The following is a 14,723-nucleotide window of genomic DNA, read 5'->3' as shown; positions in this document are numbered from 1 at the left end:
ATCATGTAGTTACTGGCCAGGGATACGATACTGAGCTGGATCATCTGGAGCGGTGTTGACTGACGGAAAGAGACTGCTATCGCCTGACATAGACGCCATAGCCGGTTCGGGAGCTGGCGATACAGCGGTTGGAACTGGCGGTAAGTCAAACGTTGGAACGGTACTAGATGGCGGTAAAGTACCCAAATCAGGTAGTGGCAACGGTGGCGGTGGAGGCAATGGCAAATCAAAGTTCGCTGGTGGCAACGGTGGCATGGTGGTATCAACTGTAGTAGCTTCCGTGAATACCCCGGCAGGAGATGGCAATTCGGCTGCTACCGTTTGCGCATCGGTGACTTGTCCTGCAGTAGTCTCGGCCGGTTGAGCAGCCGACAAGGCTGCCGCTAGATCATCACTCGGCAAACCTTCTAGCGGAGTTATATCAGACGACAAGGTTGGCTGGGTAATGGGCGCAGGTGCTGGGCTCGGTAACTTGGCTGTCGTTAGACTCGGGTTTGTATCGATCATTGGAGATATGGGCGACGCCGTTGCTATGTCACCAACATGCGACAAAGGAGCCGACGCCACACTCTCTAGTGGTGTTTCATCTAACTGGGTCGCCGCGGTGAGTGGGTTAGTGATGCGCTCTTCGACATATGGCATGCCATGTGATAACTGCGACCCATCATCAACGGTATTAACAGTCGTACTGAGGTCATCAAGGATCGGTTGCGCCGCGTTGGCCGCGACAACATTATCGAGAGCTGTTTCAGTAGAATCATATTGGGTAGCAGGTTCAGTTTCTGGTTCTACTGCCGGCTCTACTTTCTGGGCTAGGTTAGCCTCAGTTAGTTGTGATTCAGCGACAGCCAAAGCATCAGCGCTCTTTTGTTCCGCTAGACGCCTCGTTTCCGCCTCAACCATGTCACCCATAGTTCCGGCAATATTTGGCTGTTTTGTAGCGTCAGTTTCAACAGACGCCTCTGTAGATTCCGTAGTTGGCTGGGGTGTTTCGTTAGTCGTCACAACCTCGGCATGATTTAGTTCTAGCTCGTTGCCACCAGTCTCATCCGCAGCAGCTGTCGTCGCGACATTGCTTAGGTTTAACCCTTCGGTCGCAGCTGCTAGCTCAGAGGAAATCAATTGCTGATTAGCGCCCTTTGCCATCAGATTAGCCGCCAATGTCATGACTGATGGCGAAGTCTTTTCGTTACGGAACTGATCAGTCGCAGCAACTATTCCAGTCAGTAGTGCCGTCGAAGTTTGTTCGTCCAGTAAAGGTTTTTCCTTTGCATCCAAATTGCCTATCAAGCTAGCCACCATCTCAGAAAAACTGCTAGCATCTGGCTTCTGCCAGTTGATAGAGCCGAGCGAGCCTTCTGAGGTATCGATATTAATTGTTGCAACTGTAGCATCGTGGAAAATGCGCCCGTGCGCAGCAATCGCCGCGTCGAGATCTTCTTTTTTATCGACGCCAATTGCGACGACCAGCTCAACGTTAAATTCGCCTTCACTAAAACTGAGGTCTGATTCGGAAATCGTCGTGCGATATGGTGTTATGAGAACTTTGACGATATCGCCATCAACTTTGAACCGCAGCCGGTCAGCCTTTTGCTTGTCGAGCGAAATAATAAAATCACGCAAACTATCGGCGTTATTCTCAAACGTTTTTTCCGGTTCCAGAAAGTTAATCGCTGGTGGAATTACACCGCTGAATACAGCCGTAGCATGTTTCTCCATCTTGTCGAGCGCAATCGTCAGGGCCAACGCTGCTGCCAATTGATCAACGCTCGGATCGCGCGACACTGTGATCAAGATATTGCTCAGCGATTTAATTTTAGCCGCAATCTGAGTCTCGGCGGATTTATCAACTGCTATTTTTGATTTATCGTTCATTTTTTAATAATCCTTTATAGTGTAATTTTAACATAACCATTTGACTATAGTCAACATCTGATTTTGAAACTCATTCCTAGAGTAGTTCTGCAACTAAAGCGGGTGACGCAGACAATTCCGCGGGTCCTGCCGCTCGGTCCGCCCCTTCTTTTGAAAAATCATAGATTTTTCCAAAAGCGGGAGCTGCCCCGCCTCACGTCACCCGCTAGGCTTTGAAGCCTACATGTGAACATTTGACCTCTGCTCTGTTTTGCTGTATAATCGCCTAGTTAAATGATAACGCGTCAACGGTCTTAGGATCGCCGCGAAAGGAGTAATTCTATGCCGATTATCAAATCAGCAGTCAAAAAAATGCGTCAGGATCAAAAGCGCTACGCGCAGAACCTGCGCACTAAACGAGCGTTGCGCGCCGCCGTCAAAGCGTTCGAGACGAAGCCGACCTTCGATACCTTACGCGCAGCCCAGAGTGCTATCGATACCACAGTAAAAAAGAACGTTCTCACCAAAGCTGCCGCTGGTCGTCGCATGTCTCATTTGTCAGCTACCGCCAAAGCTGCCGGTGTTAAAATCCCAGCTGCTGCGAAAAAGGCCGCTCCAAAAGCTACTGCACCCAAAGCTGCTGCCAAGCCAGCTGCGAAAAAAGCACCAGCTAAAACGACTACTACCGCCAAGAAAGCTCCGGCAAAGAAACCGGCCGCTAAAAAAGCTTAGTTATTAGAAACTCGGAAATAGTCCGCACTAAAAAGTCGGACTATTTTTTACATCTTGCCAATAGCAATGGAAATCAAGGCCCAGGCTTCGGTTGAGCGAGACAACTTGATTTTTGCATCAGTAGCAGCTAACAGTGACGCGACTCGTTTCACGCGCTCTTTCTGCTGCTCTGGATCTCCCATGCGCCGCGCTACTTCACCCATTTTTGATAATTGAAAAGGGTGGATTTTTAACGTTGACGCTACATCTCTCTGACCCGCCCCATGCACGGCAGCAGCAAGAGCAAACGCCTGGCTCGCTAATAGCCCCATAAACTTGTTCGGGTCTTCAAGACTTGCTACTTTTTCTAGCTCTGCGAGAGCCGCTTCGCGCCGGCCCGATATCACTTGTTCGAAAATCATAAAAGCATTGGCTTCTAGACTAGGTTCGACATACTGACGCACCAGCTGTGGTGTGACGACCTGGTCAAGCGTTCGTAATTTAGCAACTTCCATAGCTAACCGCCACTGATCACCACCAGTAGCGCCGATCAATTCATCGACTGCGGTGGATGTATATTCTAGACCGCTCGACGCTAGTTCTTGGCGGACCCAGTCGGCCAGCTCATGGCCTTTCAACGGTTGGAATTCTCTGACTCGAGCAGCAGTTTTTAACGTTTTGAATGTTTTAGTTCGTTTATCTGGTGATGTAACAGATATTACTAGAGATGTATCGTTGGGAACACGAGCTATGTTCTCGCCAATCAACGCCCAAGCATTATTATTTTGGTCTAAGCTATCTAGCAATATCAGTCGCTCGGGTGCAAACATATTGATGTTAACTATTTCAGCTATCAAGCGCTGTGGTTCAATATCGCTACAATTAATCTGGCTAACAGCATCAACTCCGTATTTTTGGGTAAAAGCTGCCACTAATTCATCAACCGCCCGCTTCCGCAGCAAATCATTTTCACCATAATAAAGATAGATCACAACTCTATTGTACTACGAGGCGAGCGGGAATCGATCGTATTTAATCTTTCATATAATAGCGAGTGGGGCAATCGAGCCCCTATTGCATGATTATATCACTTATGATATAATACAAAGAGGCTTTCATTGCAAAGGTTTTGAGGTATTGCGCGTATGTCAGTAATTGTAGATCGTGAGTTATCATCACCCCGGGCAGCCATAGAGCACCATGCCGATGAGTTATATGGAATTTTATTTGATGCAGGAGAACATACCGAGCTAGACAAGCCAGCCCTTGGAATCACCCTGCGAGAAGATGGTTGTGATTTTGCTGTACATACTGGCGACGATGTTCTAGGTGTCGATTTTTGCGTCGTCAACCCTATTGATCCGGGCGAGAGCATCCGCTGGAGACTGCACCCTAGCCACAATAATGATAACTCAAATACCTATACCGGCTTTATACCGGACGTACTACCCGGAGATCTATATGGGCTACGAGTCGAAAGGGCTAAAGACCCGAACAGCTACGATACGCTTTTGCTTGATCCCTACGCCAAGGCTATTACTAGGCTAGGATTACCAGATCACCCTAGCTCACCAGCCTACGGCGTCATTGTAGGAGGAGAATTATCCGCCACCACACGACCAAATATAGCCCCTGAGGATCGTGTAATTTATGAATCTCATATCAAAAATGCCACGATGCTTCACCCTGATATCCCAGAGGAACTACGTGGTACCTACCTAGGATTTTGCCATCCTGCCCACATTGAACACTTGAAAAGCCTAGGTGTTACTACTGTCGAGGTATTACCTATTATGCAGTTCTTTTCAGAAGAATTTTTAGCTAACGCCGGAAGAGTGAACGCGTGGGGCTACAATACTGCTGGTTTCTTTGCACCACACGAAGGCTATGCTCATGACAAAACACCAGGTGCTGCCATAGGAGAGGTCAAGACCATGATCGATACTCTGCACGCCGCAGGAATCGAAATCGTGCTCGACGTGGTCTATAATCACACGTCCGAGGGCGGTATAGATTCACCCGCTCACTCTCTCAGAGGTCTCGATAATGAAGGTTATTATCGTACCTACACAGACAACCAAGGCAGGCAAAACTATTTCGATGCTACCGGTTGTGGTAACAATATTGACTCTAGCAAACCAGCTGCAGCTGGTTTAATTTGGGATTCTCTTTCCTATTGGCACGAAACCATAGGTGCTGATGGTTTTCGATTCGACCTAGCCCACGCTATGATCGGTGACGGTTCGTTGTTTACTCGATTAAAAGAAGATGAGCGCTTTCGCGATTGCTTGCTCATCGCTGAGCCGTGGAGTATTTACGAGTATCCTCGAGGACTTTATGCCCATGCCGGAATAGCCGAATGGGACGGGGAATACCGCAACTACGTCCGCGGATTTTGGGGTAAGGGCAAAAAAAATCTACATGATTTGAAACCGTTTCTAGAAGCTAGTATGGGAGCTGACAAAACCGTCAACTTTATCACTGCGCATGATGGTTTTACTCTGCATGATTTGACGGCTTATGAGACGAAACATAATGAGCTAAATGGCGAAAATAACCGAGACGGCACAAATGACAATCGATCTGATAATCATGGTCACGAAGGCCCAACCGATAATACCGAAACGAATAATTTGCGCCAACGTACCGCCCGTAATTTACTGGCAACGTTAGCTATGTCTCGAGGTATCCCCATGATTCTGGACGGAGACGACCGATTACATACGCAACTCGGCAATAATAATTCGTATTGCCAGGATAATCTGATAGCTTGGAGAAATTGGGACTTATCGGACAAACAGAAAGAGATCGGTAAATTTATTCAATCTCTGTTAGCTATACGGCGACAAAGTTCGCTAGGCAATTCTGCCGCTATAACGCACGATATCCCAGCAAGCCCGATTGGCGAACGTGGTATTGATTGGTTCAATTTGTGGGGACTACGAATGAGAGAAACCGATCCCGAATGGCACGGTATACCAGTCTTTAGTATGTACAGCTCGGGCCTAGCCGGAGAAAATACTAAAGACAGCCTCCTCTACTATTTAAATGGCTCTGGCGAAGACGTCTACGCTTCACTACCTCGAGAACTAGCCGCCAAAGGTGATTACGTACTCCTAGCCAATACCGATACTGGTGCAACTGACCTAGAGGGAACGGTTCGGGTGCCCGAAATCTTTCCGCTAAAAGCCATGTCATCGGTGATCTTACGTCGAGTCTCCTGTGTGCTACCTCCGGTAAATGAACCTGTGCGGGATCCATTAGAACTTGGCTTTGTAGATCTTGGTCACAACATGATAAGCATTAATCATTCCTAATATACTATTTGACACTACGCAGTTAGCTGTGCTATTATTTCCTACAATAATGATATATGTAGCCAAAGCACAGAACTTGTTGTTGTCTCTCAGCCTAGCCGGGCTGTGCTTTAGCAACGCTGAAGCCACCACCTAAAAAGGTGAATCGCACAGCCCTCAAGCCAAAGTGGTTTCAGCGAATGAAACTACTTTTTTAAATCTCGAAAGGATACTACTATGCATGCAAATAAACCTAGCTACGATGAACCAATCGTAAACGGTACCATTAAAGATGTACATGGAAATGAATATGAGGTTGTCAATGGTAGAGTGGGTCGTCGTATCGATCCGTCCCATGACCGACAAGAGATCATGGTTGATGATCGACCCCGCTATGCGGCTGAAAGTGGGGTCACTGTAGCTAGAATGACCGTTGAAATTGCGTAGTTGCAAGCAGCACACTATTAATTATCTGGCGCCCTCTGACAATTTGGGCAAATATGCGTGCCGCGTCCAGCCACCCGAATCTTTTCGATCGTCGCACCACAGCGTGGGCAGGCTAGCCCTTCTCGCCGAAAAACATTAGCGAACAAGTCGAGATAATTACCCCTCGAACCGTCGGCTTTGATATAGTTTTGCATCGTGCTGCCGCCCGATTCTATAGATTTAGTCATGGCTTCGATAGCACCCTTTAGGATAGATGCTAGTTGGCTATCAGTGAGATCACGAACTCTGGTTTCTGGATGTATTTTGGCTAGCCATAGGGCTTCGTCGGCATAGATGTTGCCGATGCCGGCTATGACCGACTGATCTAAAATCGCCGCCTTGATCGTAGTATTGTTACGTCGACGAACTCTAGTCAAAAACTCCTCTGCCGGATTACCGATGAGCGGCTCTGGCCCGAGTTTACTAATAAATGCTAATTCGTCGATTGTTATAGTTGGGATTAGTTTGATCCAGCCAAATTTGCGCTGGTCATTAAAAAATAACTTTGCACCATCATCGAAGGTGAGATAAATCCTGGTTGATTTGTTTGGCAAGTCTTCGACGAACGACTCGTTAGGATGACCACCCGCCCAGTTATTGGCACCGCGCACCACGATCTGTCCAGTCATTTTTAGATGAACTACTAGCGAATAATCGGTCGACAGGTCTATCAACAGCACTTTGGCACGACGACGAATATTTTTTATCGTGGATCCGATAATAAATTGCTTTATGTCTTCGCCGCTGCCATGAAACGATTTTTCGTTCAAAATAACGACATCCATGATTTGACGCCCAACTAATATCGGCTCTAGTCCACGTCGTATGGTCTCGACCTCTGGGAGTTCAGGCATTATTGATCGTCTCGTTTAGTAGCTCGTATCATAATCCAGTGCTTCCGAAACCGCCCTGTGATCGCTCGGTGTCCGATAGCTCTGAGGCCTCTTCCCATTCCACTGTCTCGTGCTTTGCCACGACACCCTGAGCGATGCGCATGCCTGGCTCAACAACAAAGTCCACCGTGCCACTATTGAGTAAACCGACCATCATCTCGCCGCGATAGTCAGCGTCAATCGTCCCGATAGCGTTAACTGGCAAAACGCGGTGCTTGAACGCCAGACCCGAGCGCGGTCGAATCTGCAATTCGTAACCAGCTGGGATCTCTACAGCCACACCTGTCGAAATCGTCTCGAACGTTCCTGGCTTGATAACGACTGGCTGCGTGATGGCGGCATGAAAATCAAATCCGGCTGCGAGTGCCGTTTGGTATTCAGGCAGAATCGCATGTTCTTGAACTTTCTTTATCTTGATTTTCACATTACTCCCCTAGTTCATCGAGCGAACTGATCAGCACGTCACGTGGTCGGCTACCGTCCTGCGGCCCAATAACGCCGTTTTCTTCCATTTCTTCCATGATACGAGCCGCTTTGCTATAGCCGATGCGGAGACGGCGCTGGAGTAGTGAGGTGCTGGCTTTACCAGCTTCGATCACGGCGCGCACTGCGTCCTTGTATTCATCATCACCCGAACCGTCAAAGTCCATCACCACCCCGCCATGATTGTTGATTTGTACTTGTTGCGAAATAATATCGGCATTATACTCCGGCGGGCGCTGCAAACGCAGATAATCCGTTATTTTGGTGACTTCTTCGTCTGATACGAATGCGCCCTGAACACGTTTTGGTTTCGCCATTGACGGCGTCAGCAGTAGCATATCTCCTTGACCAAGTAACTTCTCGGCGCCAGCTTGATCCAAAATAGTGCGCGAGTCAACCTGGCTCGCTACGGTAAACGCAATTCTGGCTGGCACGTTGGCTTTGATGAGGCCGGTAATAACATTGACCGATGGACGCTGCGTTGCTAGCACGAGGTGAATGCCGACGGCACGAGCTTTCTGGGCAATACGCACGACTAGAGCCTCGACATCGCGCTTTGCCATCATCATGAGATCAGCCATCTCGTCAACCACGATCACGATATATGGCATGGCCTCGCCGGTCTTCTTTTGATTGTATGATTTGATATCACGCACCCGCTCTTCGCTGAGCAAACTATACCGACGCTCCATCTCGCCAACCGCCCATTTGAGGGCGCCAATAGTCTTTTCCGGTTCGGTAATGACCGGTGTCAACAGATGCGGAATGTCATCGTACAGCCGCATTTCCACCTGTTTTGGATCAACCAAAATAAGCTTCATATCAGCTGGAGAATTGCGATACAGTAGTGAACACAGGAGCGAGTTTAACATGACAGACTTACCAGAGCCAGTTTGACCAGCGATAACAATATGCGGCATCTTGTTAAGTTCGCCGACTACTGGATCGCCAGAAATGTCTAGGCCGATTGAAAAAGCCAGTGGTTCATGAGTATCCTTCCAGGCACTAGAATTGAGAATGCTATGGAGTCTAACATCGGCTGGTTTGATATTGGGGACTTCGATGCCAACTGATCGCTTGCCCGGAATCGGGGCTTCGATACGCAAAGTTGGTGCTGCTAAATTGAGCGATAATGAACTATCTAACGCTGTAATACGAGATAATTTAACGCCACTTGGTGGTTTCAAAGTATACTGCGTAACTTTTGGTCCAATATTGACACCTTCCATCTCGACATTAATATTGAATTCGGCCAAAGTATTGCGAATGATTTCAGCGTTATGATTAACATCCCCAGGATCGGCTGGTCGTTTCTTTTTAGATAGTAAATCGAGATTTGGAAATTCCCAATCTGGATCAGACGCCATCGTCAGCGCAACTTTTTCCTCGGGTTTCACCTTTGGCTTGTCTCTTGGCTCCTCGTCGCGTCGATGGTCGAGGTCAACTGTTTCTACGCCTTTGTTTAGTTTTAGTTTAATAGGCTCCTTGACGAGTGCATCGCTAGCTTTGACACCATTTGCAATTTTGGCGTTTTGTTCGTCAATCGCCGCATCTTCGCGACGGAAAAAGGCCATAATACGGCCAAAGACCACCTTTGGCGAGACGCTCAAAACGAATAACGACAAGACCAAGATCAAGACCGACAAAATTAACGCCGCCATTGGCACATTAAGGAATCTGAGCAACGTGTCGGCAATAATCCAACCAAAGATACCGCCGCCATTACCGGCAAATGCCTCGGCCTGGCTGGTTGGATCCTCAATCAATAACTGGAATAAGCCAGAGAAAAATAGTAGGAAAAGCGTCGTAGCTACCCAAATCGCACTAGGCAGTCGATTGTCTTCGTTGCGAAAAATCTGAATCGCCTGCCACAGGAACACGAACGGAACAACAAAGGCTGTCCAACCGATCAGCCACCGTAGACCATTAGCAAAACTGACCGGAAAAATACCGCCGGCATTAAACAGACCTATACTAGCCGTCAAAGCGACAACGATCAAAAATACGGCACCGACTTGCGACCAAAATCCACTCGGTACACTGTGCTCGAGCTTGTCATTTTTCTTGGCATTTTTGGGCGGACGACCTGGCCCGCGCTTCTTGGCACTCATGGTTCAATTATAGCATTGACTAGGCTACTAGTAAAACTGATCAAGCCTACGCTAGCCTTCGATACCGATATCTGATTGGCGTAGACCGTGCAATTTGCCGGCGGGTAGTAGCGTCGCGGCAATCACAGTGGCAGCCAGTGATAATCCGAACGATATCCAGAAAACTTGGTGCAAGCTATCGGCGAACGCCTTCGTCACTTTGGTATAAAAATCATCAGCAGCCTGCTTGGTCTGCTGTAAGGCCGCTGTGCGCTGCGGTTCGGGTAGTTTTACTACAGATTTTTCGATCGACTCGTTAATCTGTTTTTTAACCGATGGTTCATTGAGGCTGACAGCCAAACTGGCGTCAACGGCTTGCCCGTTCAAGATCTGACTAGCGGCAGGCGATTTCGTGAGTTCAGTGATAAATGGCATAGTCGATACCGAACCGAGACCGACAGCCACTCCAGCCGTCAGAATACTGCCCATAACAGCCGTACCGACAGTCGAGCCTAGCGAGCGAAAGAGCTGGGTCGAGCTAGTTGCTGCCCCTAGTTCACTCTGCTTGAACTGATTCTGGACGGCATTGTTAATTGTCGGCATACATTGCCCCATACCGAGACCAGCGATTGCCATAGCAATGGCTTCAAACCAATACGGTGAATCTGCGGTTAGACGAGTCATCATAAACATAGCTATGGTCACGACCGCTAGACCCAACACCATCTGGAGTTTGTAACGGCCAGTTTTGGTCATAATGATACCACCTGTCGCCGATGAAATCGACATGGTCAGAACGAACGGCAAGAGCATCATACCGCTATCGGTAGCGCTGGAGCCAAACACCTGTTGATTAAACTGTGTCAGATAGAGAATGCCCGCCATAAAAGCCGCGCCGAATAACGTCATAATAATCATACTGTAACGGAACGTCGGATTACGGAAAAAGTTGAGTGGAATAATTGGTGATTTGGCTTTTCGCTCAACTAGAATAAAGCCAATGAGCGAGATAGCCGACACGCCTAGTAATAGTGCACGGACAGTATTCAAACTAACCCCCGCATCTATAATGCTTTTGAAAATTGATTCGGTATTATCAACACCGAGAATCAACGTTGATAGCATCAGAGTTAGGAACGCTGCTCCCAAATAATCGATAACGTGTCGTTTCTCATGTTTAATATGAGGGCAATATACCCAAATCAAGATAAATGAAACGATACCGATTGGAATGTTGATCCAAAAATTCCAGCGCCAGTCTGTCGTCATGCCAAAAATAGTATGCGCATCGGTAAAGAAGCCGCCGAGTAGCGGACCAGCCACCGATGACAATGCAAAGACCGCCCCGATCAGGCCCTGCCAGCGACCACGTTCGCGAGGTGTAAACAAATCTCCAATAATAGTGAAAGCATTGGCGAAAATCACACCGGCACCGACACCCTGCAAGGCACGAAATAGGATGAAAGAGGTAATATCCTGCGCTACACCGCTGAGGAGCGATGCAATCGTAAATATGGCCACGCCAGAAATGAGCAGTTTCTTGCGGCCGAACATGTCGGACAATTTGCCGGCCAGCGGCACGGTCACGGTCATCGTTAGCATATACGCTGTCACCACCCAGCTGAGACTACCAAAACTCTGGAAATCTTCGACAATTTTGCCGAGCGCAGCGGCGATAATAGTTTGATCTAATGATACTAGGAACATCGCGCTCATGACCGCTAACATAACGATAACTTTTTGTCTGGTTGAAATATGGTGCAAGGCCGGCTTGTGATCGTGTTGATCATGAGTCGATTTTTTGACAGCTTGATTCGTATTACTCATGTTTTGATACCGTCTTTCTATATGTAACAGCCTACTAGTTTACTGCGTTTTAATTATTATTACCAGCCGCCACCACCACCGCCACCACCACCGCCGCCGGAAAAGCCACCGCCGCCCGATCCGCCCGATGACGACGAGCTAGCGCCACTCGAACTAATCGAAGTCGTCAAACTATTCATTGAGCTAGTAAAGGCTGCGGCATTAAATGCCATCAGGCTCGCGCCGCTATACCAATCTGGAGTAGTATGAGCTGATTCATACAGCTGGCCGAGTCGCTGGTTCCATTCCTTTTCCTGGCCAAAAAGAATCGCGTATGGCAATACTCGCTCGTAGAGTTTCACCATTTGTCCCGGATCATTCGCGTTGACACCAGATTTCTCGGCACCCTCTGGGCTTTGTAGCATCTTGAGACGCTCCTCTTCGGCGACTGAGATATACATTTTGAGACCCAACAAATAACGACGTAAAGCCAAACCTTCATCGGTCAGTGGCCGAATCACAGCGCCCATAATATACATTATCAGTGCTACCGTCACTAACGACACACTCAGAGATAAAATGCCCAGGGCTAACGTGATATGTCCTAATTTGTATAATTTAGATGAAGTGGTTTTGTCTTTTACTTTCAACCCGTAGGTATCTTCTATCAGTTTTCGCGTTTTCCCGGTATTATCTTGCAGTCTGGTTGCGACCGAAACGCTTTTCGATAGATCTTTCGAGCTAACCTCATTACCGACATCAACTGTAGTAAATATATCCTTCAAGATTTCCTGCTCCTCGGGTCTCAAGGCCGGATCAATTGGGCGAAGAATCTTGAACGTATATTCGGCCTGCCTAAATATACTCTTTGGCTTCGTTTCATAGATAGCAATAAAATGACGAACTGCAAGGTCAATTAACTGCGCCGTGAGACCTTTAGTCGAAGTAATGATGTCGGCCGACACCGTGACGCTGGCGTTGCTCGGTGGAATGTACTCTGGAACAATCGTACCGAGCTCTTTTTTACGATTCGATAGATTAATGAACCGAATAATCGCCACCACTAACAATATGATCGCCATTGGTATAGTCGCCAGTTGCAGCCATTGCCAATATATCACGAGTTTCTCCATCAAGGATTGTTGGTACTCGCCAAAGGTACCCTTTTCAAATCCGACCGCAATCGTTATGTTGTCGCCAGCCGTTAAATTGGTCGCTGAGACCGTAAATATGTTGTCAGCTTGCGTTAATATGCAGGTATCTAACGACTGATACTGTCCCCGATAGCAAGCCGTATCCCCGCTCAAAGCACCGATCAAGCTATCGTCGATCTCTAATTTAACGCTGAGAGCGCTAATTGGTACCGCCCAGGCCGTACCATTCGTATCCCAATAAAATTCATCCGAATTGGTATTGGCAAAGAATTTAGTTACGTCACGCTGCGTGTAGGTAATGTTATAGGTTTGTGTTCCATAAACGTACCGATCAGCATCACCAATGCGTAAAACCGTATAGTCTCCACTCTGGTACGTTGTATGATTCCAGCTACCGCCAAATTCATCAGTTACCGAAATACTACTAATATTAGTTGGATGACCATCATAACTAGTTGGTATATACCGCTCGATACCATGATTAACACTGCCGGCAGACGGAAATTCTGCCACTATCGTCTCATCAGTAACGAGAACTGATCGATTCTCGTTATCGCGTGTTAAATGATAGTCAATCGTATAATTAGATATAACAAAGTCGTTGAGCGATGCAGCTCTGGTATTTGGTGCAGCGAAGCCTAGGTTCGTGACGAGAGACAATAGAACAGCTAGAACTACCAATGATAGACGCTTCATATACGACTATTCTAGCACAATCGATATCATTGTACGCCGTGGTTTTCGCAAACAAATCTATAGTACATCGAATGCTGCAGCAATTTTACTAACCGCTTCACCACCATCAATAACCGAGCCATCAACCTGGATGTCTTTCATGAAAGCCAATTCAGCCGTTGCCTGAAGGTCGAGCTTGACTACTGGAGCTAACTCGCGAATAGCGGCTAGTGATTTCGATCCACCAGACCAACCATATGATACGACAATTACTGGTTTATCATTCCATTCGACGAACAATGAGTCGATTGCGTTCTTTTCGATTGCGGACAGGTTATGATTATATTCTGGCGTAACCAAGACTACAACATCAGAACCATTGACTAAATCACTCCACTTTTGAACATTTTCGTTCTCAATTTTGTAATCTGGGCTCGACGGTGCATTCTCGTTATCAAAAAACGGTAAATCGATGTCGGCCAAATCAGCTATCTCTACCGAAATGTCTTTGCGATTAGCTAGGTCGGCCTTTACTAATGATACAACTTTATCGGCCACCCGACCTTTGCGGGCGCTACCAATAACTACTAAAACTTTTTTCATTATCCTCCTTCTTTGATAATAGTTGAACTATTTCTATCCTATCACATTCGCTGGTGCCATGTCATAAAAAAGGCAGGGAAATTCCTGCCTTTTTGCTATTCGGGTAACTACTTACTCGATACTGCGAACACGAAATGCTAGCCCGATATTGAGAGCACCACTGAGCAGCATGTAGAAGCCAAGTGCCCATACGAAAACTAATCCAGATGCTACTGGATGAGCCAGTACTGCAATGCCAGCAGCTACACCGACTAGTCCCATGAGTATATAGAACCATCGGTTGACCCTCACCTCAGAATCCGTGGCGAACAAACCGACCAAGAAGTCTACGATACCGCGTGCAACCAATGTAAAGCCAACGGTCAGGATGATGACGGCCGCCGAAACATCTGGGTTGCGAAGCAAAAAGATACCGAGACCCAACGCTGCCAAGCTAAAGATCGACTCGACCCACCACAAATTTGAACGTCCGATACCCAAGAAACTGTGAACTAAACTAACCAGTCCCCAGACCAAAACGAATACACCGAATAGTTTAATAAAGACCGCAGCGGTCAAGCCCGGCCAAAATAACGCAGCGATACCAAATAGAGCAGCCATGACGCCCTCTACTACTAGCACCCCGGCTAGCGTATCACGCGCTTTATTCTCTAACTCATGCTTTGCCATAAC

12 protein-coding genes are annotated in these 14,723 nt (G+C 47.5%); 3 read left to right on the top strand and 9 right to left on the bottom strand.

Annotation, left to right across the window (positions count from 1 at the left end; genetic code table 11):
• Positions 1-9: 9 nt before the first annotated feature.
• Positions 10-1,875 carry a hypothetical protein gene (locus IPL44_01585; GenBank protein ID QQS17712.1) on the bottom strand — a complete coding sequence of 622 codons (1,866 nt, stop codon included), beginning with the start codon at positions 1,873-1,875 and terminating at the stop codon, positions 10-12.
• Between the two features lie 321 nt (positions 1,876-2,196).
• Here IPL44_01585 and IPL44_01580 point away from each other — a divergent pair, with 321 nt between their 5' ends.
• Positions 2,197-2,586 (top strand): 30S ribosomal protein S20, encoded by a 390-nt coding sequence (locus IPL44_01580; protein QQS17711.1) that lies wholly within the window; start codon positions 2,197-2,199, stop codon positions 2,584-2,586.
• A 47-nt stretch (positions 2,587-2,633) separates the two neighbouring features.
• On the opposite strand, the gene holA is transcribed toward IPL44_01580, so the two are convergent.
• The gene (holA, locus tag IPL44_01575) at positions 2,634-3,557 is read right to left on the bottom strand and encodes a DNA polymerase III subunit delta (protein ID QQS17710.1); all 924 of its coding nucleotides are present in this window, start codon (positions 3,555-3,557) and stop codon (positions 2,634-2,636) included.
• 153 nt (positions 3,558-3,710) lie between these two features.
• Between holA and IPL44_01570 the strand changes: the two genes are divergently transcribed.
• Both IPL44_01570 and IPL44_01565 read left to right on the top strand, forming a co-directional pair.
• Positions 3,711-5,882: a glycogen debranching enzyme GlgX gene (locus IPL44_01570; GenBank protein QQS17709.1), complete on the top strand. Its 2,172-nt coding sequence runs from the start codon at positions 3,711-3,713 to the stop codon at positions 5,880-5,882.
• Positions 5,883-6,098: 216 nt separating this feature from the next.
• On the top strand, positions 6,099-6,308 hold the full coding sequence (locus IPL44_01565) for a hypothetical protein (GenBank protein QQS17708.1): 210 nt from the start codon (positions 6,099-6,101) through the stop codon (positions 6,306-6,308).
• Positions 6,309-6,325: 17 nt separating this feature from the next.
• Here the strand turns inward: IPL44_01565 and mutM are convergent, their stop codons facing one another.
• The 7 genes from mutM to IPL44_01530 all read right to left on the bottom strand — a co-directional run bounded on the left by mutM (position 6,326) and on the right by IPL44_01530 (position 14,720).
• Complete coding sequence (gene mutM / locus IPL44_01560; protein QQS17707.1) at positions 6,326-7,201, bottom strand: bifunctional DNA-formamidopyrimidine glycosylase/DNA-(apurinic or apyrimidinic site) lyase; 876 nt, start codon at positions 7,199-7,201, stop codon at positions 6,326-6,328.
• Positions 7,202-7,229: 28 nt separating this feature from the next.
• Positions 7,230-7,664 carry a dUTP diphosphatase gene (gene dut / locus IPL44_01555; protein QQS17706.1) on the bottom strand — a complete coding sequence of 145 codons (435 nt, stop codon included), beginning with the start codon at positions 7,662-7,664 and terminating at the stop codon, positions 7,230-7,232.
• 1 nt (position 7,665) lies between these two features.
• A complete protein-coding gene (locus IPL44_01550; GenBank protein ID QQS17705.1) occupies positions 7,666-9,834 on the bottom strand; it encodes a DNA translocase FtsK in 2,169 nt (722 codons plus the stop codon).
• Between the two features lie 51 nt (positions 9,835-9,885).
• Complete coding sequence (locus IPL44_01545; protein QQS17704.1) at positions 9,886-11,640, bottom strand: MFS transporter; 1,755 nt, start codon at positions 11,638-11,640, stop codon at positions 9,886-9,888.
• A gap of 59 nt (positions 11,641-11,699) precedes the next feature.
• Complete coding sequence (locus IPL44_01540) at positions 11,700-13,469, bottom strand: DUF2207 domain-containing protein (protein QQS17703.1); 1,770 nt, start codon at positions 13,467-13,469, stop codon at positions 11,700-11,702.
• A 57-nt stretch (positions 13,470-13,526) separates the two neighbouring features.
• Positions 13,527-14,051 (bottom strand): NAD(P)H-dependent oxidoreductase, encoded by a 525-nt coding sequence (locus IPL44_01535; protein QQS17702.1) that lies wholly within the window; start codon positions 14,049-14,051, stop codon positions 13,527-13,529.
• 111 nt (positions 14,052-14,162) lie between these two features.
• Positions 14,163-14,720 carry a DUF308 domain-containing protein gene (locus IPL44_01530; GenBank protein QQS17701.1) on the bottom strand — a complete coding sequence of 186 codons (558 nt, stop codon included), beginning with the start codon at positions 14,718-14,720 and terminating at the stop codon, positions 14,163-14,165.
• Positions 14,721-14,723 lie beyond the last annotated feature (3 nt).

Source organism: Candidatus Saccharibacteria bacterium (assembly GCA_016699895.1).
GTDB lineage: Bacteria > Patescibacteriota > Saccharimonadia > Saccharimonadales > Saccharimonadaceae.
This window is presented reverse-complemented; position numbering and strand designations above follow the sequence as displayed.